At 57.7% G+C, this 23,730-nt stretch carries 22 protein-coding genes, 1 tRNA gene and 2 pseudogenes; 14 read left to right on the top strand and 11 right to left on the bottom strand.

What is annotated here, in order from left to right; translation table 11 throughout:
- Positions 1-228: 228 nt before the first annotated feature.
- From GH983_RS23455 to GH983_RS24215, 5 genes are all read right to left on the bottom strand, one after another.
- Positions 229-525, bottom strand: a complete 297-nt coding sequence (locus GH983_RS23455) for a helix-turn-helix transcriptional regulator (protein WP_153763843.1) — start codon at positions 523-525, stop codon at positions 229-231.
- Positions 526-536: 11 nt separating this feature from the next.
- The gene (locus GH983_RS23460; protein WP_153763844.1) at positions 537-1,865 is read right to left on the bottom strand and encodes a type II toxin-antitoxin system HipA family toxin; all 1,329 of its coding nucleotides are present in this window, start codon (positions 1,863-1,865) and stop codon (positions 537-539) included.
- A gap of 367 nt (positions 1,866-2,232) precedes the next feature.
- Positions 2,233-2,478: a helix-turn-helix transcriptional regulator gene (locus GH983_RS23465; RefSeq protein WP_153763845.1), complete on the bottom strand. Its 246-nt coding sequence runs from the start codon at positions 2,476-2,478 to the stop codon at positions 2,233-2,235.
- A 619-nt stretch (positions 2,479-3,097) separates the two neighbouring features.
- Positions 3,098-3,448: an antitoxin Xre/MbcA/ParS toxin-binding domain-containing protein gene (locus tag GH983_RS23470; RefSeq protein WP_153763846.1), complete on the bottom strand. Its 351-nt coding sequence runs from the start codon at positions 3,446-3,448 to the stop codon at positions 3,098-3,100.
- A gap of 313 nt (positions 3,449-3,761) precedes the next feature.
- Positions 3,762-4,115 (bottom strand): hypothetical protein, encoded by a 354-nt coding sequence (locus tag GH983_RS24215; RefSeq protein ID WP_194842855.1) that lies wholly within the window; start codon positions 4,113-4,115, stop codon positions 3,762-3,764.
- Between GH983_RS24215 and GH983_RS23475 the strand changes: the two genes are divergently transcribed.
- The gene (locus GH983_RS23475; RefSeq protein WP_194842856.1) at positions 4,107-5,051 is read left to right on the top strand and encodes a GGDEF domain-containing protein; all 945 of its coding nucleotides are present in this window, start codon (positions 4,107-4,109) and stop codon (positions 5,049-5,051) included. The two genes, GH983_RS24215 and GH983_RS23475, sit on opposite strands and share 9 nt — an antisense overlap.
- A gap of 602 nt (positions 5,052-5,653) precedes the next feature.
- On the opposite strand, the gene GH983_RS23480 is transcribed toward GH983_RS23475, so the two are convergent.
- Both GH983_RS23480 and GH983_RS23485 read right to left on the bottom strand, forming a co-directional pair.
- Positions 5,654-5,860 (bottom strand): cold-shock protein, encoded by a 207-nt coding sequence (locus tag GH983_RS23480; protein WP_069044165.1) that lies wholly within the window; start codon positions 5,858-5,860, stop codon positions 5,654-5,656.
- Positions 5,861-6,005: 145 nt separating this feature from the next.
- Entirely contained in the window at positions 6,006-6,188 is a 183-nt protein-coding gene (locus GH983_RS23485; protein WP_153763848.1) for a hypothetical protein, read from the bottom strand.
- Positions 6,189-6,223: 35 nt separating this feature from the next.
- Between GH983_RS23485 and GH983_RS23490 the strand changes: the two genes are divergently transcribed.
- On the top strand, positions 6,224-6,544 hold the full coding sequence (locus tag GH983_RS23490; RefSeq protein ID WP_153763849.1) for a helix-turn-helix domain-containing protein: 321 nt from the start codon (positions 6,224-6,226) through the stop codon (positions 6,542-6,544).
- A 125-nt stretch (positions 6,545-6,669) separates the two neighbouring features.
- Here the strand turns inward: GH983_RS23490 and GH983_RS23495 are convergent, their stop codons facing one another.
- Positions 6,670-8,730, bottom strand: coding sequence for an ATP-dependent helicase (locus GH983_RS23495; protein ID WP_153763850.1), 2,061 nt, complete (start codon positions 8,728-8,730; stop codon positions 6,670-6,672).
- A 486-nt stretch (positions 8,731-9,216) separates the two neighbouring features.
- Positions 9,217-9,480: a helix-turn-helix domain-containing protein gene (locus GH983_RS23500; protein ID WP_069044168.1), complete on the bottom strand. Its 264-nt coding sequence runs from the start codon at positions 9,478-9,480 to the stop codon at positions 9,217-9,219.
- A gap of 110 nt (positions 9,481-9,590) precedes the next feature.
- On the opposite strand from GH983_RS23500, the gene GH983_RS23505 reads away from it, so the two are divergent.
- The 3 genes from GH983_RS23505 (at position 9,591) to GH983_RS23515 (ending at position 12,654) form a co-directional block, all read left to right on the top strand.
- Positions 9,591-10,481, top strand: coding sequence for a LysR family transcriptional regulator (locus GH983_RS23505; RefSeq protein WP_153763851.1), 891 nt, complete (start codon positions 9,591-9,593; stop codon positions 10,479-10,481).
- 427 nt (positions 10,482-10,908) lie between these two features.
- A tRNA-Ser gene (locus tag GH983_RS23510) sits at positions 10,909-10,998 on the top strand.
- A gap of 390 nt (positions 10,999-11,388) precedes the next feature.
- Entirely contained in the window at positions 11,389-12,654 is a 1,266-nt protein-coding gene (locus GH983_RS23515; protein ID WP_069044170.1) for an MFS transporter, read from the top strand.
- 175 nt (positions 12,655-12,829) lie between these two features.
- On the opposite strand, the gene GH983_RS23520 is transcribed toward GH983_RS23515, so the two are convergent.
- Together GH983_RS23520 and GH983_RS23525 are read right to left on the bottom strand one after the other, a co-directional pair.
- Positions 12,830-13,672: a bifunctional diguanylate cyclase/phosphodiesterase gene (locus GH983_RS23520; RefSeq protein WP_246727639.1), complete on the bottom strand. Its 843-nt coding sequence runs from the start codon at positions 13,670-13,672 to the stop codon at positions 12,830-12,832.
- A pseudogene (locus tag GH983_RS23525) lies at positions 13,624-14,133 on the bottom strand (transposase); the annotation flags it as partial. The pseudogene GH983_RS23525 and the gene GH983_RS23520, both read right to left, overlap by 49 nt.
- 104 nt (positions 14,134-14,237) lie before the next feature.
- On the opposite strand from GH983_RS23525, the pseudogene GH983_RS23530 reads away from it, so the two are divergent.
- From GH983_RS23530 to GH983_RS23570, 9 genes and pseudogenes are all read left to right on the top strand, one after another.
- A pseudogene (locus GH983_RS23530) lies at positions 14,238-14,587 on the top strand (DDE-type integrase/transposase/recombinase); the annotation flags it as partial.
- Between the two features lie 135 nt (positions 14,588-14,722).
- Positions 14,723-15,220 carry a transcription/translation regulatory transformer protein RfaH gene (gene rfaH, locus GH983_RS23535; protein ID WP_069044172.1) on the top strand — a complete coding sequence of 166 codons (498 nt, stop codon included), beginning with the start codon at positions 14,723-14,725 and terminating at the stop codon, positions 15,218-15,220.
- Between the two features lie 40 nt (positions 15,221-15,260).
- Positions 15,261-17,204 (top strand): nucleoside-diphosphate sugar epimerase/dehydratase, encoded by a 1,944-nt coding sequence (locus tag GH983_RS23540; RefSeq protein ID WP_069044173.1) that lies wholly within the window; start codon positions 15,261-15,263, stop codon positions 17,202-17,204.
- 424 nt (positions 17,205-17,628) lie between these two features.
- Positions 17,629-18,636 (top strand): NAD-dependent epimerase, encoded by a 1,008-nt coding sequence (locus tag GH983_RS23545; RefSeq protein WP_069044174.1) that lies wholly within the window; start codon positions 17,629-17,631, stop codon positions 18,634-18,636.
- 11 nt (positions 18,637-18,647) lie between these two features.
- Positions 18,648-19,922 (top strand): Vi polysaccharide biosynthesis UDP-N-acetylglucosamine C-6 dehydrogenase TviB, encoded by a 1,275-nt coding sequence (gene tviB / locus GH983_RS23550; RefSeq protein WP_069044175.1) that lies wholly within the window; start codon positions 18,648-18,650, stop codon positions 19,920-19,922.
- 7 nt (positions 19,923-19,929) lie between these two features.
- Positions 19,930-20,982: a Gfo/Idh/MocA family protein gene (locus GH983_RS23555; protein ID WP_153763852.1), complete on the top strand. Its 1,053-nt coding sequence runs from the start codon at positions 19,930-19,932 to the stop codon at positions 20,980-20,982.
- A gap of 13 nt (positions 20,983-20,995) precedes the next feature.
- Complete coding sequence (locus GH983_RS23560) at positions 20,996-21,577, top strand: acyltransferase (protein WP_069044176.1); 582 nt, start codon at positions 20,996-20,998, stop codon at positions 21,575-21,577.
- A complete protein-coding gene (locus GH983_RS23565) occupies positions 21,574-22,668 on the top strand; it encodes a DegT/DnrJ/EryC1/StrS aminotransferase family protein (protein ID WP_069044177.1) in 1,095 nt (364 codons plus the stop codon). The genes GH983_RS23560 and GH983_RS23565 overlap by 4 nt, the downstream gene beginning before the upstream one ends.
- A 54-nt stretch (positions 22,669-22,722) precedes the next feature.
- Entirely contained in the window at positions 22,723-23,724 is a 1,002-nt protein-coding gene (locus GH983_RS23570) for an NAD-dependent epimerase/dehydratase family protein (RefSeq protein WP_069044178.1), read from the top strand.
- Positions 23,725-23,730 lie beyond the last annotated feature (6 nt).

Below are 23,730 nucleotides of genomic sequence, written 5' to 3' on the forward strand. Positions count from 1 at the left end.
CATGACCATGCTCTCATTGTCGAAACTGTCGGCTCAGTGAGCCTGGACGATGCCCCGCCTTGGGGGCCAGTCCCTCCAGCCAGTCCGTTGGTGGGGTAAACATCTGACAGCCATGCCTGTCTGGCACCCGGTCAGGACAACAATAGACCGCATACGAGCCTTCAGCCCTTGAGCGACCTTAACGCTTGCCTGTCGGACGCGTGTCACCTCACGCTGGTCCGCTGCAGGTTACGAGAGCCGATTGACCTCACGCGCCTTTGGTACAAGTCCGACGCTCAGACCGAACAGGCGGGCAATTCTGTCGAGCGTTTCAAGCGTTGGGTTTGCCGTACCGGCCTCCATTTCAGCCACCTGACGTCTGGTGAGTGATAGCATGTTGGCGAATTCTTCCTGGGTCATGCCGATACCCTTGCGGATTTCGACAACTGCACCGGGCAGTCTGAGATCGCCGGCTCGAGCGCGCTCAGCCAGTGCCCGGCGATTTTCAAGTATCGCTTCCTTCGAAGGCTTCTTCCACCGGGCCATAACCTAATCCTTCACCATGACTGACAAGCGTCCAGGACGCTGCTTGCGATGGCTGTACAGCGTCCCATTGCATGATCGAGTATCTCAGGTGCAGCGCGCATGTTCTTCGCCATCCTTGGGGCCTGCTGCAGACGTTCGGCAAACTCTGATAGCGCGCGCACGAGTGCTTCTTGCTCTTCGCGATCCGATACGAGCCCGAGACAAATGCGCTTCCAATCCGGCGAATGATCAAGGCCGAGATCTCGCATCATCGCCCATCGCGTGGAACGGACGATCCCCTCCCTGGCGAGCCGCATGGGCGCGAAATCAAAAAGGGGAGAAAGGCGGATTGTACCATCCTCAAGCTTGCTGAGAGCGGAATTGCGGCCATGATTGTCGGGATTGCCGAGCGCCAGATTGGCGATATCGCGCTTCAGGTATTCGACAATATCCGCGAAGGGATTGGCAGAATATCGGCTGAGAACATCGATATAGGCCTCATGCGTGCCGACATGGCCGAAATCGGCGACGCCGATCGCTGACACAAGACTTTCCTGGCCCAGACGAATGGTTCCGCCACCCTCCTGCTTCTTCCGGTCGAAACGGGGAATGATCAGGACGCCCTCAGCATAGGTCGACGGTTCGCTGACATGAAGGCCGATGTCTTGCGCGATCCGCGAATAGAGGGCTTCGCCTTCGAGGATCAGGCGGTCTACAGGCTCGTTGCTGCGGAGCAGCTTGACGATGACATGGCGCACGGCCTCGTCATCGGCCACGAAGCTATCGGGATAAAAGAGGCCGTCATTCGCCTGGGTCATCGCGACCTTCGGCCACTCTCCTTGCAGGCCGCTGGAGCCTGAAGCGAGTATTCCAAAACGATCAGCGACTTCCATGAAGCGATCAGACCGCGAAAGAATGTCCGCTTCTGTCACCCCTTGCCGTTCGACACCCCGCAACCGCTCCGCTTCGGCGTCCGACGCTTCCTTGATCCTGATATTGCCTATGCCGCCTGTTGCCGATCGCAAAAGCAAGGGCAAATCGGAAGCGCTAGAGCTTTCAGTCAGGCCGAGATATTCTGCAAGTTGTCGCTTTGCATGCCCCTGGGGCATAAGATCCAATAGGAAAGGTGGCCAGTTGCGACTGTATCGATTTTCGAGATCGACGGGATAACCGACAGACAAGGCGCGATGGTCCCGGACCTGTTTCCCGACTGTGAATTCCGCCGACGCTACCGCGATAAAATAGTCGAGATCATAATCGACAATCGACGCACCCTTGAAGCCGGCCGTGTCGTCCTTGAGCTCTAGCGTTGCGGCGTAGTGCCACTCGCCATCAAAATGAGTTTGGAGCGTGAGTTGCATTAATTGACCCTTGAGATGGTATTATTAATGCGAGAATGTAGATTATTCAACCCATCGAACTGGGTCATATAGTCTTATGCGGCCCTATCAGGTCTCAGCCCGTCGCCGAAGATCGGCGAACCGCACGCGTATTCCATCGCCTAGAAAGAGCGCTGATAAATGACCTGGTCTTGCCCTCCCGTTCGTTGCCAAGTTCTTGAGGAATGGAAGGTCGAGCAGCAACACTCTTTGGTTCACCATCTAGTCAAGTCCGTCTGCGTTTTCGGTTGGGCTTATATGGGGGGCATCCCGGTCGCCCCCTAGGCGGCCTCCATTTCCACGTCCAGAGTGCCCACGTGACGGCCGTAAAGTCGCATAGAGGCCGGCATCAGAGGATAGCCTCCTCGTCCGCTATGCTGGCTGGCTCGGTTGCGCTCGCTTCCAACCTGATTCCCAGAACCGATATCATCTTCAGCACCATGTCGATGGGCGGGTTGACCCTGCCACGCTCAAAGTCCGAAAGCCACTTTTGCGAGTAGCCGACCAAGCCTGCCGCGCGAGACTGGGTCAGCCGACGCCTTTTCCGTTCCTTCTTCAGCAGTTCACGCAGGTCATCGACCGTCAGGACGAGCATTTTATAACCGATCCATTATAGAGTTCTGTTGGATGCTGCATTATTACCGAATGGTTATAAGGCGAGCTGCTCTTAGCTTGATAACTGTTCGGTTAAGTGGGTCCGCGTCCGCAGACTCTGTCCTCAAGCAAGATGGTTCTCATCATCTATTGCCGCAAGGCGCGATGTGGTGCGTCTTCGCCCCGTGCCAAAAACGAGATTGGGATCGCTCCAAAAAGCACCATATTCCAACCTTCGCGCGAGCAGTACGCCTTTGCCGCTTCGCCCTGAAGCTAGGCAAAAAACCCGTGTTCTAGCGTCGCGGTTCACCTTCATCTGGTCGGGCCTGGTGATGCCTGCGCGTTCTGCAGCACCCGTTGGGTAAGCCGCTAAAGCGTAATTGTCCTGGCGGGTAGAGATCCGCTCGAATTTTCAGCCCTATATCGAACGATTGCCGACGGTTGTAAGCTTACGACCTGGTTGACCATCTCGGATGGCGGTCATAATCGAAAGGCAAGTGTAGAGCCCGGGAACGCCCCTATTGCTGAATTGCCCGCCAGAGGCTGCGCGCTCTCGCCTCACCGTGGCTCACGGGCCCATACGGATTAAGTGCGCTGAGCAACTTCCCCTTGAACATCGATCAGGCGTGGATACCAGTACCGACGGCGTCGACATAATCGCGCACATCGTCGGCTCGCCCATCTTTGACAAGCTGCATCGCTGTAAACCCGAAGAACCCGGGAAGAGGTTGGGATCGGTACCAGGCATAGGCCATCAGCGCAGAGCCGAAACGCGGCTCCACCTTGTTGATGGTTTCCACCAAGTCGCGCAAACGAGCTTGCGCCTTGTCTGAACGAACCCGATCCTTGCCTTGAACCTCGTCCTTGCTAAGGCCCGCTGTTCGGCAGATGTCCTCAGTGGTCGTCCGCAAGGTCTCCGCAATCCTGGCCGGAGAAAAGAACCCGTCGTCGGCGTATTGGGCAAGGCTCACAGTGACTGTCCCCACTCTGTTCGCTGACAAATCTGACGCGATGTCGCGTCAGATTTATCGGGTTTCAGGAACAGTATGCTTGTGTCATGCCGTCAAAGAATGGGCCGCGCCTTCTGAGCAAGTGGCATCGTTCTTCTGCCATTCTGTCAAAAGCAGTGACACGGGTGAGGAGCGAGCAACAAATTGGCGGCTCCGCAGGCCTTAGTTTCCTCACTCTGGGTGAGAACCAGTGGGGGTGGGTCTTGGCCTTTGCGGGGCAATGCCGAAGACGTGAGATGGGCTGCAAGGAAAGCTTTGTCTCGAACATTATAAATTAATCTTTGCGAGCAATCTTCTCCCCTAATATCAAGGGGATAAGGCCTTCATCGGTCGTCAGCCGATCCGCCTCTTCTGCAATGCCTGAAATTTTTGCCGAGTAGTTTTGATGGACGCCAAAGACCTGCTTTTCTACTTGCCTTTGACCGTCTTTATGGGCCTTTCGGTGTTTTTTCTGCTCTTGTGGCGCCTGGGCCTGGCATCGTCCTGGCATTGGTCGGCGGGCTTCTTGCAAACCGGGCTCGGCTTTGCCCTTTCGACTTTTCCGGTGGAACCGCGATTTGATCAGCTGGCATCCGGGATCTTGTTCATTGGCGCCGCCTATTGTTACGGCAGCGCCTTGATGATCCATTTCGGCGTGGATCGCGCAGCTCTGTTAAGGCGCGGCCTGGCACTCTCCTTCCTTGCCCCTCACATCTATTTGGTCTTCTTCGATCCCAATCTCCGGCTTGTCCTTTTCGTGATCGAGATGGTCTTTTCGAGCCTCTTGGCAATCGCGGTCTTCAAGGTGATCGGCCGCAGCAAAAATACAGCCGATCGTTTTCTGATCTTTGCCAGCTTTCTGGTAACGCTCGATAGCCTGGTTCGTGGCGTCGTCTTCACCTTCATCTATCCCACCGGTGAAGCGATGAGCGAATTCGTCGAGTCCGCCTATAACCTTTCGGTCCATGTGACGACGCTGACGATCTGTCTGCTCTTCCCCTTCTCTGCGATCACGGCACTTGCCTTGAAGTCGGTGGACAAGCATAGGCTTGCAGCAGCCCGCGATCCCATGACCAGCCTGTTGAACAGACGTGGATTTGAGACGGCCGTCGAGCAAATGGCAAAAAGCGGCAAATCCGCAGGCGCCGTCATCGTTGCCGACATTGATCACTTCAAGGCCATCAATGACAGCCAAGGCCATGATGTCGGCGATCAGGTGATCATCGACATGGCAAGAAGGCTCAAGCAGATGGCCGGCGAAAACACAGTGCTGGCTCGTTTCGGCGGAGAGGAATTCGTTATCCTTTTGCCCGGTGCCTCAGAAGCGGACGCGAAACACTGGGCAGAGATGATGCGCAAAAGTCTGAAGGACACTTCGATCACCAGGTTTCATGCGCAGTCGTTTACCGCGAGTTTCGGGGTCAGCGAAGTCGCAGACCTGAAACATGATGTCCTCACTGCGATCGGCCGCGCCGATGAAGCGCTTTATCTTGCCAAGCGCATTGGTCGGGATCGTGTAGAATGTGCATCGACCGTCAGGGAACGCTCTGTTGATGGCCGGGCTCAGGTTACCGCATTTGCTTGATTGGCAATGTGCCGCCCGATCGAGAGCTCGGGTTTGAGCGCGACAGCCGGGTTCAAGATTAAATATCATCCCAGACGTTTTTCGCGATCCCCTCGCGTCCGGCGCCGCCTGACTGTCTGGCAGGAGGCCTGAAGGCAGGCTTGCTCACATCTTGCGTGCTCGCTTCAGATATTTGAGGGGTCACTATGTCGACCAGGCAGCGCTTGTTTCGGGGCTCTGCGAAACAAGGTCGAGCGGGCAGGCCTCGTAGGTGCTGGCAATAGGACAAATTGCGTTTTTCAGGTGAGTTGAAAGGCTCAGTTACTTATCCTATCGCAAGGCTTGAACACGCCAGAGCTGGTGATCGTCACGCCGGCCAGAGTGCAGGCGACGGCAGGTCACTGTTCGAGATTGGACCTTGCAGAGATCTGCAGCAACCTTCGTCGAGTCAGCGTTCTGTTGCCGAATGCGATTGTCTGCAATGGTCGCTTTAGAGACGCGCTTTGGCCGCGAAACGGCAGAGGCATATGAGGCGCAGACGTACGCCACCCCTGCAGGTTGAGGGGACGCGCACTTTGCCCTGATTTGGCCAGTCGCGCGCGTCGCCATTGGGCTCAATGATATCAGCGCAGAACGGTGACGTTTTCCGCCTTGGACTTGCCGGTCTTGCGATCCTGGCCAACATCGTAGTTCACCTTCTGGCCATCCTGCAGCGGGCTGCCCGTGCTGATCGCAGAAATGTGGACAAAGACGTCAGGGCCGCCCGCGTCGGGGGTGATGAAGCCGAAGCCCTTGTCCTGGGCGAAGAATTTGACGATGCCGGTTGCCATAATGGTGCTCTCCTAGATGCATTCTTGCACAATTCGCATAGCGGTTGAGGCCGGAGACGGCAAGTCGCCAGAGACGTGCTGCAGCTTTTTGGGGGCATCGACGCCGGATGCGCGTCTGGGTTCGGTTGCTTTACGAAAGGCCCGGTCAGGTCATTTGAGAGGCAGTTGCGCGTTCGGTGTGAATTCCAGCGCCTGGTACACCCACGAAGCCCTGATGTTGTATCGCCTGCGGATTGTCCGCATAGGCAATATCGGCCATCACCGCCCTGAAGAAAGACTGGCTGCGCTCCGGGGACTTGCTTGACAAGTTTGAGCCTGTCTTGAACATCAAGGCTCGTGAAATTTACTGCATAAGGCATTGTCGTGGCGGCGGAATCAGAAGACCTCCTGCTTATCGGCCAGAAACTGAAGGCGACCCGCAAGGAGCTTGGCTATTCGCAAAAACGGGTGGCAGAAGAGGCTGGAATTTCGCGGCTGCGTTATCAGGACATCGAAGCCGGTCGCAGTTCTGCCCGAACCACAACCCTGATCAACATCGGACGTGCAATGGGCCTCGAACTGATGTTTGTGCCCCAGGTCTGGGTGCCGGCCGTCACTGCGCTGTTGAGGCCGGATAACTTTGTCGATGATACGCCGGGCCTCGTCTTCACCCAGCTTGATGATGAGGAGGAGGAGGAGGCTTGATTAAGCCGTTGTTGGCCAGTGATCGAGCCCGATGCTCATTGACGCTTACTGAGGCCAGGAAACATCGCTTCACGGGCGATCCCTCTGGTCGAGACGCATGATCGCCCAGGTCGCCCTTTTGGGCGTCAATTCCACATGCCGCGCATCTTGGCGGCAACGTCAATCCTGATCTGGCTGGCACTTCGTCCCGTGGTGGTCGTTACCACCTTCGGCCAACTTGTCTGCTCGAAAAACTGCAAGAGCATGGCCGGGATGAACCGGCTGCGGGATGCATAGACATGCCGGTCGCCGCGGCTGTTCTGTCCATGGGTGTAAAAGCGCTGCGGCACAATCAGGCTGAGACTGTCTCGAGCCCTGGTCATGCCGACATAAAGCAACCGGCGCTCTTCCTCGAGCTCATCCGTCGTTCCCGCTCCAAGGTCAGAGGGCATGCAGCCGTCAACGACATTGAGCATGAAGACGGCACGCCATTCCTGGCCCTTGGCGGAATGGATCGTCGAGAGGATCAGATAGTCTTCGTCAAGCAGGGGAACGCCCGCCTGATCGCTTGTTGCATCCGGCGGATCGAGTGTCAGTTCGGTCAAGAAGCGTTCGCGGCTTGGATAGCCGGATGCGATCTGCTCGAGCTGCACGAGATCAGCCTTGCGGGTCTCAGGATCCTCGTGGATCCGTTCGAGATGCGGCTCATACCAGAGCCTTGCCTGTTCGATGTCTCCGGGCCAGCCATGTTCATCTCTGCGAAGGCCGCAAAGCAAGGTGACGAAGGGCGCCCAGTCATCGCCGGTCTTCGGCGGCGGCGGGATCTCGCCAAGCGATGCTAGGGGCTCAGGATCGGCGGCAATCGTGTCGAGGATTGTGGCAGCCCTTTGCGGCCCGATACCAGGCAGCATCTGCAGCACCCGAAAACCGGCGACGAGATCACGCGGGTTCTGGGCAAAGCGGATGATGGCCAGGAGATCCTTGACATGGGCGCTGTCGAGGAATTTGAGCCCGCCGAACTTGACGAAGGGGATATTGCGCCTGGTCAGTTCGACCTCGAGCGAACCGCTATGGCTCGAGGTCCGAAAGAGCACGGCCTGTTGCTTGAGCGCAATGCCGATCTCCCGGTTTGCCAGGACCTCTTCGACGATAAAGCCTGCCTGGTCGTTCTCGTCCTTGACTGTCACCAGACGGGGCTTCTGTTCGGATTGCCTGTCGGTCCAGAGGTTCTTGGTATAGCGCTCGCGGGCCAGGCCAATCACGCCATTGGCTGCAGCCAGGATCGGCTGCGTCGAGCGATAATTGCGGTCAAGCGTAATCACGTCGGCCGGCTTTGGTGAAAACTCATTTGGGAAGTCGAGGATGTTTCGGATGGTCGCAGCCCGGAATGAATAGATCGACTGGGCATCGTCGCCGACAACGGTCAGGCCCCGCCCACCCGGTTTGAGTGACATCAGGATCTGTGCCTGCAGCCGGTTGGTGTCCTGATATTCGTCGACAAGCACATGGTCGAAGCGGTTGCCGATATCGTCGGCCAGCTCTGGATGCGAGACCATCTGTGCCCAGTAGAGAAGGAGGTCGTCATAGTCGAGGACGCCTTGTGCCTGTTTGGCCGCGACATAACCGGCAAACAGCGCCTTCAACTCCTCTTCCCAGTTGATCGCCCATGGATAGGCGGACTTGAGCACCTCTGCGATCGAGCTTTCGGCATTGACGACGCGCGAATAGATCGCAAGGCAGGTTCCTTTGGTGGGAAAGCGGGTCTCGGTCTTCGACAAGCCCAGCTCGTGGCGCACCAGGTTCATCAGGTCGGCGCTGTCTTCGCGGTCATGGATCGTGAAATCGACGGTAAGCCCAATCTGTTCGGCATAGAGCCTCAGCAATCTTGCCCCGATCCCATGGAAGGTGCCCGACCATAAAAGACCGTCAGCAAGTGCCTTGTCGCCGAGCACCTGTCGGCAGATGCGATCGACGCGGCGCGCCATTTCGGAGGCTGCGCGACGTGAGAAGGTCATCAGCAGGATCCGGCGTGGATCGGCGCCATTGAGGATCAGATGGGCGACACGATGCGCAAGCGTGTTTGTCTTGCCGGAACCGGCACCTGCGATGATGAGAAGAGGACCTGCTGCTGACGGGTCGCCCGGGCCGGTGCCGTGTAAGACCGCGTCCCGCTGTCGTTCGTTGAGGCTTTCCAGATGGGCGGTCATGCTGTCTCGTCTGATGTTTGAAGCAGGTGTGCGATGCTCATTCTGTGGCCGCTGGTGCAGGATTGCATGCTGCATGAACAAAGATAGAACATATCAGGTTTGGGTGGCTGTTCAAGCGGCGTGTACGGATGTGAGGAGGGCCCCGCTGGCTTTGAGCGCAAGCGGCGCGTCGATGGCAGTGGAGGTCATCCCAGCGCAAGCGGGAGCTGGATGTCCTGTGACCGGCTCAGGCGGCGTGGCTGCGAGCAGCTTTACGGGACGCGGACTGATGAGTTGGTCGCCGGTAGTGTTTCACTTAGCCGGGGTCGCTTGAATGGCACGATCGCCGCGGGATGGCTTATTGGTCGACCCCTGCCGACGGGACGCCAAGCCAGGTTCGTTGTCAGCCGTACAGATTGCGAATTTATTGTTGCGCTGAGTCAATTTAAGGGGTGCTTTGGCCTCCCTCAAGGGCCTCCCCAACTGTCGCCTCTGCAGAAAAACCGGTTAGCCTTTCGGTTTCCGTCCAACCTTGAGTGGCCGGGCTGCTTGCTCATCCGCTGAGGGTATAAGAAAAAACACTGAGATATCCACTTCTAAGGCCGAAGCGAGCCTGTCGAGCAGATCGATAGAAACATTGTGTCTCGAGCGCTCAAGGTCGCTAATGACGCTCCGGTCGACTACAGCGTCGACAGCCAAACTTTCCTGCGTCAGGCCCTTGGCTATCCGCAAGTGTCTCAGATTCCACGCTATGCGAGCACGAGTGTCCATGAAGCATGGCCACCATCTTGCATTGTATTAATCCATCGGATATAACCGACATAATGCGTTTTCTAATGCCCTCTGTCGTTTAGTGCTCGTCAGTGCGGCTGGAGGCATAGATGGAACTCCGCCAACTCTCCTATTTTGTCGCTGTCGCCGAGGAGCTCCACTTCGGTCGTGCCGCCATGCGGGTGAACATCGCCCAGCCGGCACTGAGCACACAGGTCCAGGCGTTGGAGAAGGGGCTTGGAGTCCAGTTGCTGACACGCTCAACCCGCAAGGTGGAACTGACGCGGGCAGGGGAGGTGTTCTACGATCGCTGTGTCAGGATGCTGGGAGAACTGGATCTGTCTGCGGAGATGGCCCGGGCTGCAGGAGGCAGAACCATGCGGGAGATCAGGATCGGCACGATCTATCCGGCAACGACTGGCGTACTCCCGGCATTCCTTGCCCGGATCGGCCGGAAGTTTCCCGACATCCGTCTGCATGTCTCGAATGGTTCGACATCAGAAATCATCCGGCAGCTGGAATGCGGCAAGCTGAACCTCGGCTTTATTCGACCGGTCGAGAACATCGACTCGCTGCGCTTCTTCTCGATTGCCCATGAGCGGTACCTGCTGGCCGTGCCAATGGGAAACCCACTTGCCGCGAAACACGAGGTGACGATCGAGGATCTGAGGGCCGAGAAGATCATCGCCTTCAAACGACAGAACCTGTCCTTCACCGAGCGCTATTTTGCAGAGACCTTCGAGGAGCATGGGCTGAATGACAATGTCGCCTATACCTGTGACGACACCTTCTCGCTGATCTCGCTTGTCTCCTCAGGTCTTGGCGTCGGCTTTGCGCCAGAAAGGACGGCAGATTTGCCGGGCAGGGACGTGGTGCTGAAGAAGGTGACGGGGATCGATCTGAAGATCGGGCTTGGTGTCGCTTGGAGCAAGGATGATCCGACGGCCGCCCGTGATGACATCATCGACATTGCCCGGACGCTCGGGCGGCCGGGCAGGTGAGGGCAGCGGTGGGTGAGACTTTGCCGACGACGCTCACTGCCCCTTCACACGGAACGCCATGGCCGGGTGAAGGCGGTCCCGCCTGACCCTGAAGGGTCGCTATGCTCAGGCTCCTGCGGCTTCCATTTTTCCGGCCCTGACGTGACGAGAATTCCCGGCGTCCCGGGCTTTGGCCCGTCGCTATGCTGACGCCTCCGATGTTCTTCATTGTCTGACCCGGATCTCGCGCAAGCGCGGCTTTGATCCGGGTCCGCGTCGCGACAGTAGGTTGAAGAGAGGCGGAGAGATTGCTGGCTTTCTTGCGACTTCTGCAGGGGTGTGCGCTTTTCCTAAAGCGAAATAGAAAAACGGTCATATTCGCGCTTGCATGGGGGGTGAGTTGCCGCTAAGAGACAGCCCGCGCCAGTGAGCGCCGACCAGTGTGACCGGAGAGGTGGCTGAGTGGTCGAAAGCACCGCACTCGAAATGCGGCATACTCGCAAGGGTATCGTGGGTTCGAATCCCACCCTCTCCGCCATCGTGGACCCTTGAGATGCAAGGGCTTCCTTTAGGTCAATTAGCTGCTGCTGATCGTTAAAATCAATCATAAAATTGACCAAGGCCACGTTTGAGGCACGCCCTCGCGTTGGGGCTTTGAGCGACTAGTGATCTAAACATTTTCTGCTGTGTGGCGTGCCGATCGATGCCAATCGCGATCGATGATTTTCTGAGGCTATCTGAGCTCGCGGTATCCCGGTGCGGTGGATTGGGACATTCGTCTTGTCAGTCGATTGAAGGCAGACGAGGAAGTTATCTGTGATTGCCTGTCGTAAACGGATCCGGATGCGGCGCTGCAACAATCAGGTCATTGATCTGCCTATGCAAACCTGAGCAACTGCTTGCAGTCCAGCCCATGAAAGAGTTCCTCATGATAGCGGTATTGTTACGGGTTTGGGCTCTCTTGCTTGGCATCGTGCTCATCATGCTGGGCAACGGCATGCACTTCACCCTCATTGGCCTTCGAGGTGGGATTGAAGGTTTTTCGCCAGCCGAACTGGCCATTGTTACCTCCGGCTATTTTATGGGCTTCCTATCCGGTGCCCGGATCGCGCCGGTTATGATCCGACGAGTGGGTCATGTGCGGGTGTTTGCAGCACTCGGTAGCTTCATGTCAGCTGGACTGATTGCCCTTCCTCTGCTGGCCGAACCTTGGGCCTGGACTTTACTCCGGTTATTGATCGGGTTTTGCATGTCCGGGATCTATGTCGCCGCGGAGAGCTGGCTCAACGACGCTGCTACCAATGAAACGCGTGGCAAAGTTCTGTCGGCCTACATGATCGCGCAGACGCTGGGCATTATTGGTGCACAAGGTTTGTTGTCGCTGGGTGACGCCGGGACTTCGGTTTTGTTCATTGTGGCCTCCATCCTTGTCTCTATCTCCTTTGCACCCATCCTTCTGTCCGTAGCTTCCGTCCCTGCGGTTCAAGTCGCGCGGCCCATGCCTTTGCGCCAACTCTTCAAAGGTTCCCCTCTGGGCACGGTAGGAATATTCCTTCTTGGCAGTGTTTACGCCACGCAATCCGGGATGGGGGCCGTGTTCGGCACTCAGATTGGCATGACGTCGGCGCAGATTGCTCTTTTCGTTGCCATGCTTTTTGCAGGAGCACTGGTCCTGCAATATCCCATAGGCTGGCTTTCCGACCGCATGGACCGTCGCAAACTGATTTTGGGGGCATCCCTTGTTGGGGCAGCCTTCTGCGCGCTTGGCTTGGTCTCCAGCGGCGAATTCTGGCTTCTGATGGTTTCCGCCTTTTTTGTCGGCGGCGTCACTACGCCGCTTTATGCCTTGTTTTTGGCTTACACTAACGACTCTCTCTCAGCGGAGGATATGCCGGCTGCCTCCGGAGGGCTTGTATTCACGTTTGGGCTTGGTGCGATCGTGGGCCCGCTCGTAACCGGATGGGCGATGCAGGCGATTGATCCTTACGCATTCTGGCCGGTGCTCGGGGCAACATTCATCGGAATAGGACTCTATGCGCTTTATCGAATGACTCAACGGGCGCCCGTGCCGATTGTTGAAACGGAGAGCTATCTCAGCGTCCTGCCCACTGCGACACCGGTCGCGGTAGAAGCTGCGGGTGCTTGGTCTTCGGAACAAGCAGAAAGCGAACGCGAAGCGGTAGCCAAACCCTGATTGGTGCGCGCGAACTGCAGCATACCGTGAGCTGCGATGCCTAAGCCGTCTGAGAAGTGACTGAGCTGGGGCTTGGGCCGATCACTTCAGTTCTGCAACCGATAGCGCACCGCGCGATTGCGAAGTGTGGTGCATTCTAAATGCTTGGGGTTTCAACGATCTGGCCGGAACTGAGCTAATATTGATTGCCGAGAAGCGCATCAATGGTGAGAACACAGACGGGACGGCTGTAGAAATAGCCCTGCCCGTGTTCACATCCCGCCAGGCGCAAGAACTGCGCCTGCTCGATGGTCTCAACGCCCTCCGCCACGACCTGAAGCTTGAAGCTCCTCGCCAGGTCCAAGATGGCCGTGACAATGGCACAGTCTTGTTCGCCGTCTGGCGTGTTTGTGATGAACGATCTATCGATTTTAAGACGGGAGAACGGGAGCTTTTTCAGCATATTCAAGCACGAATAACCGGTTCCGAAATCGTCAATTGCGAAAGTGACTCCCATATCGGTGAGCTCTTTCATCACGCCCACGGCCGAACCGATATCACGCATGACCGAACTTTCGGTAATCTCGATTTCAAGGAGCGACGGGTCCAAACCGCTCTCCCTGAGTGCAGTTTTCACGTGATCAACCACACCTGCATTTTGAAACTGCTTCGGCGACATGTTGACGCTCACCGGGACGCGGGCTCGACCATTCATGCTCCATTTTTTGGCTTGGTGGCAGGCTTTCTTGAGGACTGCTTCACCCAGCTCGACGATTACACCCGTTTCTTCCGCAAGACAGATGAACTCGGATGGAGGCAACATACCTTCCAACGGATGATTCCATCTGACGAGCGCTTCAACGCCGGACACAAGACCAGTTTTCAGTTCTATTTGCGGCTGGAAATGAAGCAGAAACTCATCGTTTTGGATCGCCTTGCGCAGTTCTTCGGCACGAAGAAATTTCTGCCGTGCGCGATCGAGGAGTTCCTGCCGCGACGAACCTTCAGATAGGTGGCATCGATCCAGAGGTATGGCCATTCCCCCTCAATGGGCCGGTCGAGGAAGGCCTTCACCTTCTCGTCGATCTCCTCGCAGAGCCGGGATACCTGGCTCGTGGAGATGCCGCTCATGCCCATCGCCTTGACGAGGTCATCGCCGGATCGGGTCGAAACGCTCTGGATGTAAGCCTCCTGGGTCACAGCAGTCAGGGCCTTCTCCGCCATGCAGCGCGGCTCCGGGAAACTCGGGAAGTAGCTGCCTGTGCGAAGCTTCGGAATACGCAGCTCGACGGTGCCCGCCCGCGTCTCCCAGTCCCGGTCGCGATAGCCGTTGCGTTGGGCAAGTCGGAAGCCGTTCTTCTCGCCATAGCCCGCGCCGGTCTTCGTCCCGACCTCCAGCGCCATCAGCTTCTCGGCAGCAAAGCCGATCATATCCCGTAGCAAATCGGCGTCGGCGCTCTTCTCAACGAGTGAGCGCAGGTTCATGATGTCGTCGGTCATCGGTGGTGTCCCTCAGGTTGGTCTTGAACAATCCGACCCTACCGGAAATCACCGATGGCTATGAAATCCAGCTACACCACGCGCTGGGACACGATCAGGCCGCCGCCGCGACCAATTTTTTCGCCCGCACCATCGAGAATAATGGCTGGCCCGAAAAGGTTGTCATCGACAAAAGCGGTGCGAATTTGGCAGGGTTGCAAAACATGAATATCCTGCTGCTATTGCGTGGTTGGCTCTGGCTGATCGAAGTTCTGCAAGCCAAATATCTCAACAACATGATTGAACAGGATCACCGTTTCATCAAGAAGCTGACAAGGCCAATGAAGGGCTTCAAATCCTTTCAAGCCGCATCAGCGACACTGGATGGGATGGAAGTCGCACATATGATCCGCAAGGAACAGTTTGCGACCAATGGCCATCAGCCTTTCAACAATTCGCCGCCCTCGCCGCATAACTGTGTCCAGCGATAGCCGTTTTCTGCGCCCCTGCCAAAAGTTTGCGACAGAACCTTTGGGTTTGCGTCGATGGCCGGGCCGGTTGACGAGAGGTTAACGGCAATCTACTGGTGACGCTTTGATGGGGGTTTGCAGTGCATTGGTATCTGGTTCACACGAAGCCCAGGCGCGAGCTCTGCGCTCTGGAAAACCTGGAGCGTCAGGGTTATGAATGCTACCTGCCTGCATATACAGCCGAGGTGGTGCGTTCAGGCACGCTGGAGGTTGCCGTTCAGCCGCTGTTTCCGCGCTATCTGTTCGTCCGCCTGGGGCGTGGCCCGACAGCCAAGAGCTGGACCCCCATCCGCTCGACGATCGGCGTCAGCAGGCTGGTCAGCTTCGGCACGGAGCCAACGCCGGTCGATGACAGGCTGATCGAGATATTGAAGGCCCGTGAGGCGCGACATGGTGCCGAACCGGTGCCCCTCTTCCGGAGCGGCGAAAAGGTGGCTCTCACCCACGGCGCATTCGACGGTATCGAAGGGGTCTATCAGATGACGGATGGCGATCGAAGGGCGATGGTGCTGATCGAATTGCTGAGCCGTCGGGTTGTACTGCGCGTGGCTTCTTCGAGCCTGCGCAAGGTACCGTGAGAGGTAGGCAGGGCATTTCGTGCTCTGAGAAGCAGGCAGATTGAGATACAGTCTCTCAGATTTCGCATTTCCGGTTCTGGCTCTGTCGCGGGCGTCGAAGCGCACGGTTGTTCTCTGCCTTGACACGGGCCTGTGCGTTCTGGCGCTTTGGTTCGCCTATTATCTGCGGTTGGGCGAGTTCGTTGCATTGTCGGGCAACGCCCTGATCGCCGCAGCGGCGTCCGTCGGTCTGGCGATACCGATCTTCATCGTTTCAGGGCTTTACCGCGCCATCTTCCGCTACAGCGGCTGGCCGGCCATGGTGACGGTCGCACGCGCGGTCGGCATTTACGGCGTGCTTTACGCCTCATTCTTCACCGTGATCGGTCTGTCCGACGTGCCCCGAACGGTTGGCCTCATTCAGCCGATACTGCTCCTGCTTCTGGTGGGTGCTTCCCGTGTGTTCGCGCGGGTATGGCTCGGGGACCAGTACCGCGACATTCTCAAGCGGGCGGCTCGGCCAAAGGTTTTGATCTATGGTGCGGGGCACGCGGGCCAGCAATTGGCGCAGGCGATGGCCAACAGCATAGAGATGCAGCTGATCGGCTACCTTGACGATGACCAGCGGTTGCACGGGCACGTCCTGAACGGCCTGCGGATATACGACCCTTCGGATCTGGAGAATCTTGTCACAACGTTGTCGATAAACAGCGTTCTCTTGGCAATGCCCCGCATCACCCGCCGGCGCCGCAACGAAATCCTCATGAGCATCCGCAAGGTCCATGTCGCGGTCAGAACGCTTCCGAGTCTGGTGGAGCTGGCGCAGGGCAAGGTGAGCGTGTCGGACCTGCGGGAACTGGACATCGAGGATCTGTTGGGGCGGGAGCCGGTATCGCCCAATCATATTCTCCTGTCACGCAATATCCTTGGCAAGGTCGTGCTCGTGACCGGAGCAGGCGGCTCCATCGGCAGCGAGCTATGTCGCCAGATTATCGCCATTGGGCCGGCGAAGCTCCTCCTGGTCGAGCAGTCCGAATTCTCGCTCTACGCCATCAATCAGGAGCTTGAGGAGAAGCGCAACGAACGCAACATTGCCTTGGTGCCGCTGCTGGCAAGCGTTCAAGATCGCGTTCGTATGCAGGAGATCATGTCGACCTGGTCTCCTGACACTGTCTATCATGCCGCGGCCTACAAGCACGTTCCGCTCGTCGAGCACAATCCTGCGGAGGGGCTGAAGAACAATGTATTCGGCACGCTTCATACGGCGCAGGTGGCTGCCGAGAACGGCGTGGCGGATTTTGTCCTGGTCAGCACCGACAAGGCCGTCCGGCCTACCAATATCATGGGAGCCAGCAAGCGGCTCTCCGAGATGGTGCTGCAGGCGCTCGCGGACAACTCGTCGGGAACGAAGTTCACGATGGTCCGCTTCGGTAACGTGCTCGGTTCGTCCGGCTCCGTGGTTCCTAAATTCCGTCAGCAGATCCGCGAAGGCGGTCCCATCACTTTGACGCATCTTGAGGTGACCCGCTATTTCATGACGATCCCCGAGGCGGCGCAGCTGGTCATTCAGGCGGGAGCGATGGCAAGAGGCGGTGATGTCTTCGTGTTGGACATGGGGCAGCCGGTGAAGATTCTGGACCTAGCTCGGCGCATGATCGAACTCTCGGGCCTGTCCGTCCGGGACGAGGACAATCCGGACGGGGACATAGAAATCACCGTGACAGGTCTGAGGCCTGGAGAGAAGCTTTATGAGGAGTTGCTGATAGGCGACAATCCCACGCCGACGTCGCATCCGCGCATCATGCGGGCGAAGGATGAGTTCGTTGATTGGAGCGAGTTGGAGGTGCGGCTCGCAAGTCTGGAGCTTGCAACCAATATCAATGACGTCGGGGTCATCCGTCAAATCATTCAATCGCTGGTCTCGGGCTATGTCCCCGATGCGCCTATTGTGGATCTGGTTTATCTCGAGCATGAATCGGAAGCCGAAGCGCTGCAACATATCTAGGGTCTTCCTGCAAATTGGATGTGACGCGCGGTGCGCTTGGTCTCTTGCAGGGCAGGTGGTGGCGCTTGCGAGGGTGTTGATATCGACAAGAGCTTCGCCGATGGCTTTTCAAAGCTCCGGTGATGCGCTATCAGGGACGCGCGTAGCCTGCAGCGGCGGCTTCGACAGAAAGGTGCCGCTGAAGGTCGATTGACCGGACTGACGTGTATGCGCCTGCGGCGCATGGCACTGCGGTAGCTTGTTCGATGGCCGCTACGCATTTTCCGCCCTTGCTGCTCTGCTGGCTCGCGATGGCGAGACGAACGGGGACTGCTCTCTGTTCCGAGCGACCGATGGCCGGGAGTGCTCCTAGCGACTGTCGTTCGCGCAGGGCTTTGAGTATTCGCAAGTGTCGGATTTAGGTTCGGCCGGGAAGGAAACGATTGTGAAGGTGCTTGTTACCGGTGCCGCGGGCTTTATCGGGGCAACTCTCGTCATGCGTCTCCTGCAGCGCGGAGACAGCGTTCTCGGCGTCGACAATCACAACGCTTATTACGACCCCTCCCTGAAGGAGGCGCGCATCGCGCGGTTTGCGAACCATCCTGCCTACACGCATCTTCGGCTCGATCTGGCGAACCGTGAGGGAATGGGCGAGTGCTTCGAGCGGTATCGGCCGGACCGGGTCGTCAATCTTGCCGCGCAGGCGGGCGTACGCTACTCGATCGAGAATCCCTACGCCTACATAGACAGCAATATTGTCGGCTTCCTGAATGTGCTCGAGGGCTGCCGCAACAACGGCGTGGAACATCTGGTCTATGCCAGCACGTCGAGCGTCTACGGGGCGAACACGGCCATGCCATTCTCCGTGCACCAGAACGTTGATCATCCGCTGAGCCTGTATGCGGCGAGCAAGAAGTCCAACGAGCTCATGGCCCATACCTACAGCCACCTGTTCGGGCTGCCCACGACAGGTCTGAGGTTCTTTACAGTCTACGGGCCCTGGGGACGACCCGACATGGCCCTCTTCAAGTTTACGAAGGCCCTGATGGCGGACGAACCACTACAGGTCTTCAATCATGGCAGGCACCGGCGGGATTTCACCTATGTGGACGATCTCGTCGAAGGCATACTCCGCGTCATCGACCGAACCGCGCGGCCCGATCCGAACTGGCAGAGCGATAACCCGGATCCGGGCACCAGCAACGCGCCGTGGCGGATCTACAACATAGGCAATAGCGCCCCTGTGGATCTGATGGATTATATCAGGGCGCTTGAAAATGTGCTGGGGAAAAAGGCCCGACTCGAGATGCTGCCGTTGCAGGATGGAGATGTGCCGGACACTTATGCCGACGTGAACGATCTCGTGGAACAGTTTCAGTACAAGCCGTCCACCACGGTTGCGGACGGCATTGCTCATTTCGTGAAGTGGTATCGTGACTATTACAGCGTTTGAGGAATATTGCATTGAAACTTAAGGATGTTAAGCTCGCCGTTATCGGCCTTGGTTATGTTGGTCTGCCGCTCGCCGTCGAATTCGGCCGCAAGAGGGAGGTCGTCGGTTTCGATATCAACCAGAAGCGTATCGACGATCTGAGGAACGGCGTGGACGCCACCTTGGAAACGACGCGCGAAGAACTCGCTGCCGCAAGACATCTGACATTCAGCTCATCAATTGATGACCTGCGCGACTGCAACTGCTACATCGTGACGGTGCCAACGCCCATCGACGCCTTCAAGCGCCCCGACCTCACACCGCTCCTGAAGGCGAGCGAGACGGTCGGCAAGGTGCTCAAGAAGGGCGATATGGTCATTTATGAATCAACGGTCTATCCCGGCTGCACGGAAGAGGATTGCGTACCGGTTCTAGAGCGGCACTCCCGTCTGAAGTACAACGCTGATTTCTTCTGCGGCTACAGTCCGGAACGCATTAATCCAGGCGACAAGGAGCACCGGGTCACAACGATCCGTAAGGTGACCTCCGGCTCGACGCCCGAAATAAGTGACCTGATTGACGCGCTCTACAATGAGATCATCACGGCAGGAACGCACAAGGCCGAAAGCATCCGGGTCGCCGAGGCGGCGAAGGTCATCGAAAACACTCAGCGAGACCTGAACATCGCCCTGATCAACGAGTTGGCGATCATCTTCAACAAGATGGACATTGACACGGAAGCGGTTCTGAAGGCTGCGGGCAGCAAGTGGAATTTCCTGCCGTTTCGTCCCGGTCTGGTGGGTGGGCATTGCATCGGAGTTGATCCCTACTATCTCACCCACAAGGCGCAGGCGATTGGTTATCACCCCGAAATCATTCTCGCCGGGCGCCGTCTGAATGACGGCATGGGCACCTATGTGGTGGCTCAACTCGTCAAGGCGATGACCAAGAAGCGCATCCAGGTCGAGGGCGCACGCGTGCTTGTTATGGGCCTCGCCTTCAAGGAAAACTGTCCTGATCTGCGCAATACGCGCGTCGTCGACATCGTGGGCGAACTGCGCGACTACAATTGCGAGGTCGACGTGTACGATCCCTGGGTTTCTGCCGAAGAAGCCAGACATGAATATGACATCACGCCGGTGAACGAACCGGCAAACGGCGATTACGACGCCGTCATTCTCGCGGTCGCGCATCAGCAGTTCAAAAGCATGGGGGCTGAGGCCGTCCGTGCACTGGGCAAGGCAAAGTGCGTGGTTTACGACCTGAAATATGTACTGTCGGCCGAGCAATCCGACATACGCTTGTGAGACAGATATGATTGACGCAATTTTGGACAGAAAGATCCGCATCGCCATTGTGGGTTGCGGACGCATCTCCAAGAACCATTTCGGTTCAGTCGAACGCCACGGCGCGCATATGGAATTGGTCTCAGTCTGTGACACCGATGAGGCGGCCCTAAAGGAGCATTCCGAGCGATACAATGTCCCGGGCTACAGTGACATGGAAGAAATGCTTCAGAAGGAGCAGATCGATCTTGTCGCCCTCTGCACGCCGAGCGGCATTCATCCGTCACAGGCCGTGCTCGCCGCCAAGTACAAGGTCCATGTGATGACCGAGAAGCCAATGGCGACGCGCTGGGCTGACGGCGTGCGCATGGTCCGCGCTTGCGACGAGGCGGGCGTCAGGCTTTTCGTGGTCAAGCAGAACCGCCACAATACTACATTGCAGCTGTTGAAGCGCGCGATGATGGAGAAGCGCTTCGGAAAGGTGCACATGGTGCATCTCAATGTCTTCTGGACTCGGCCCCAGTCCTATTACGATCAGGGTCATGGCTGGCGTGGCACATGGGAATTTGACGGCGGCGCCTTCATGAACCAGGCCAGCCATTACGTCGATCTCCTCGACTGGCTGATCGGTCCGGTTGAGAAGGTGCAGGCAATGATGAGCACCACGCGCGACATCGAAGTCGAAGATACGGGCGTTCTCAACGTGAAATGGCGCAATGGCGCCCTCGGCTCCATGAGCGTCACGATGCTGACCTTCCCAAAGAACCTCGAGGGAAGCATCACCATCCTGGGCGAGAAGGGCACGGTGCGCGTGGGGGGCGTCGCGGTGAACGACATCCAAATCTGGGATTTCGACGAGTCGATGGATTACGACCAGGAGATCATGGCGGCCAATTACGAAACTACCTCCGTCTACGGTTTAGGCCATCCGCTCTACTACAAGAATGTGGTGGACGTGCTGCGTGGCGAGGCCGAGCCGGAAACCGACGGCCGCGAAGGTCTCAAGTCGCTGGAGCTTTTGATCGCGGCCTACATTTCCGCGCGCGACGGCAAGACCGTTTCGCTTCCGCTTGAATATTGAGAGGCGGGGCATCATGACCTATCAGGTTCACCCGACCGCCATTATCGACGATGGCGCGGTGATCGGCGAGGGAAGCCGTGTCTGGCACTGGGTGCATGTGTGCGGCGGGGCGCGGATCGGCAAGGGTGTATCGCTCGGCCAGAACGTCTTCGTCGGCAACAAGGTGACCGTGGGCGACCGCTGCAAGATACAGAACAACGTCTCGCTTTATGACAACGTCACGCTGGAAGAAGGCGTGTTCTGCGGACCCAGCATGGTGTTCACGAACGTCTACAATCCGCGCGCGCTGATTGAGCGCAAGGACGAGTATCACAATACGTTGGTTCAACGGGGTGCTTCGCTCGGGGCCAACTGTACTATTGTCTGCGGCACGACGATTGGCGCCTTCGCCTTCATTGGCGCCGGTGCGGTGGTGAACAAGGACGTCAAGCCCTACGCGTTGATGGTCGGCGTGCCTGCGCGGCAGATAGGCTGGATGAGCGAATATGGCGAACAGATCCCCCTACCGGTGAAAGGGGAAGGGTCCTATACCTGTCCTCACACCGGAAAGCGTTACGAGCTTGCGGGTGACGTGCTGAAAGGTGTGAGCGCATGACAATTCCCTTCATCGATCTCAAGGCGCAGTATCAGGCTTTGAAGCCGCAGATACAGGAGCGCATCAACCGCGTTCTTGACCACGGCCAGTACATCATGGGTCCCGAGGTCAAGGAACTGGAGGACAAGCTGGCGGCCTATACCGGCGCGGCGCACTGCATCACCGTGGCAAGCGGCACCGAGGCGTTGCTGATCAGCCTCATGGCGCTGGGTCTGAAGCCGGGCGACGAAGTCATAACCACGCCTTTCACTTTCGTTGCCACTGCAGAGGTCATAGTTCTCCTCGGCTGCAAGCCGGTTTTCGTCGATGTCGAGCCTGACACCTGCAACATCGATGTCAGCCTAATTGAAGCAAAAATCACCGAGCGGACGCGCGCGATCATGCCCGTCAGCTTGTATGGCCAGCCGGCCGATATGGACGAAATCAACGCGATCGCGGCTCGGCACGGCAACATATCCGTTATCGAGGACGCAGCCCAAAGCTTCGGCGCGCTTTACAAGGGACGCAGAAGTGGACACCTGTCGGCGATTGGCTGCACAAGCTTCTTTCCAAGCAAGCCACTTGGTTGCTACGGGGACGGCGGCGCGATCCTGACCGACGACGACGCGTTGGCCCAAGCATTCCGCGAGATTCGTGTACATGGCCAGAGCAAGCGTTATGTGCACACCCGCATCGGCGTCGGCGGGCGCATGGACACGTTGCAATGTGCCGTGACCCTCGCCAAGCTCGACCGCTTCGAGTGGGAGATCGAACAGCGCCTTCAGATCGGTGCTCGCTACAACGAAATGCTGGATGCGGCTGGCGTGAAGCGCGTCCAGCAGCGCGCGGATCGCACAAGTGTGTACGCTCAGTATACCGTTCTGCTGGACGACCGGGACGCGACGCAGGCAGCCTTTCAGCGGGCCGGCATCCCGACTGCGGTCCACTATCCTGTGCCGCTGAACGAGCAGCCCGCCTACCAAGCGCTGAGCAACAGCGAACCCACACCGGTCGCTTCAAGCCTGGCCCGACAAGTAATGTCACTGCCCATGTCCGCGGACCTCACCGCAGAGGCGCAAGAGGCAGTCGTAGCCGTCTTGCGCGCCGAATAGGCCTGCCGGCTTCGTTATATTCATCACTGTCATGCATTGAACAGGGGAAACAGAATGGATCTTAAGGGCAAGAAGCTCGTTGTTGTAGGTGGTGCTGGTCTCATCGGCTCCCATGTTGTGGATCGTCTGATCAAGGAGGACATCAAGGAAGTCCTCGTTTACGACAACTTCGTTCGAGGAAGCCGCGAAAACCTTCAGGAAGCCCTGAAGGATCCGCGCGTCAAGATTTACGATGTCGGCGGCGACGTCATGCAGACGGATATCCTGGAATCGGCTTTCGAGGGCGCGGATGGCGTGTTCCATCTCGCCGCTCTGTGGCTTCTGCAGTGCCACGAATTTCCGCGAACCGCTTTCGACGTTAATGTGCGCGGCACGTTCAACGTCATGGAGGCCTGTGTCGCCAAGGGCGTGAAGCGTTTGGTGTATTCCTCTTCTGCTTCGGTCTATGGCGATGCATTGCGCGAGCCGATGGATGAGGATCATCCCTTCAATAATAAGAACTTCTACGGTGCCACCAAGATCGCCGGCGAGGCGATGCTGCGGGCGTTCCATCACCGCTACGGCCTGTCCTATGTCGGCATGCGGTACATGAACGTCTACGGTCCGCGCCAGGACTATCATGGTGCTTACATCGCGGTGATCATGAAGATGCTCGACGCGATCGATCGCGGCGATAGCCCGACGATCATGGGCGATGGATCTGAAGCATTCGACTTCGTTGCTGTTGAAGATTGCGGCCTTGCCAATATTTGCGCGATGAAGGCGGACACCGTCGACACCAATTATAACGTCGGCACGGGCAAGCGGACGTCACTAAAGGAGCTTGCCGAGATGCTCCTTGAACTTACCGCTTGTGAAAAGCCGATCAATTACGCGCCGCGCAGCCAGGCCACCCTTGTGCGCAACCGTATTGGTTGCCCGAAAAAGGCAAGCGCCGAAATCGGCTTCAACGCCACCATCGATCTGCGGGAAGGCCTGAAACGACTGATCGCCTGGCGGGCCAATCACAAGGCGGAAGTAGCTGCTCGTCGCGCGGCTGTGGGGCTGGAAGGATGAGCGAGC

The sequence above is a fragment of the Agrobacterium sp. MA01 genome, from assembly GCF_009650195.1.
Taxonomy (GTDB): Bacteria; Pseudomonadota; Alphaproteobacteria; order Rhizobiales; family Rhizobiaceae; genus Allorhizobium.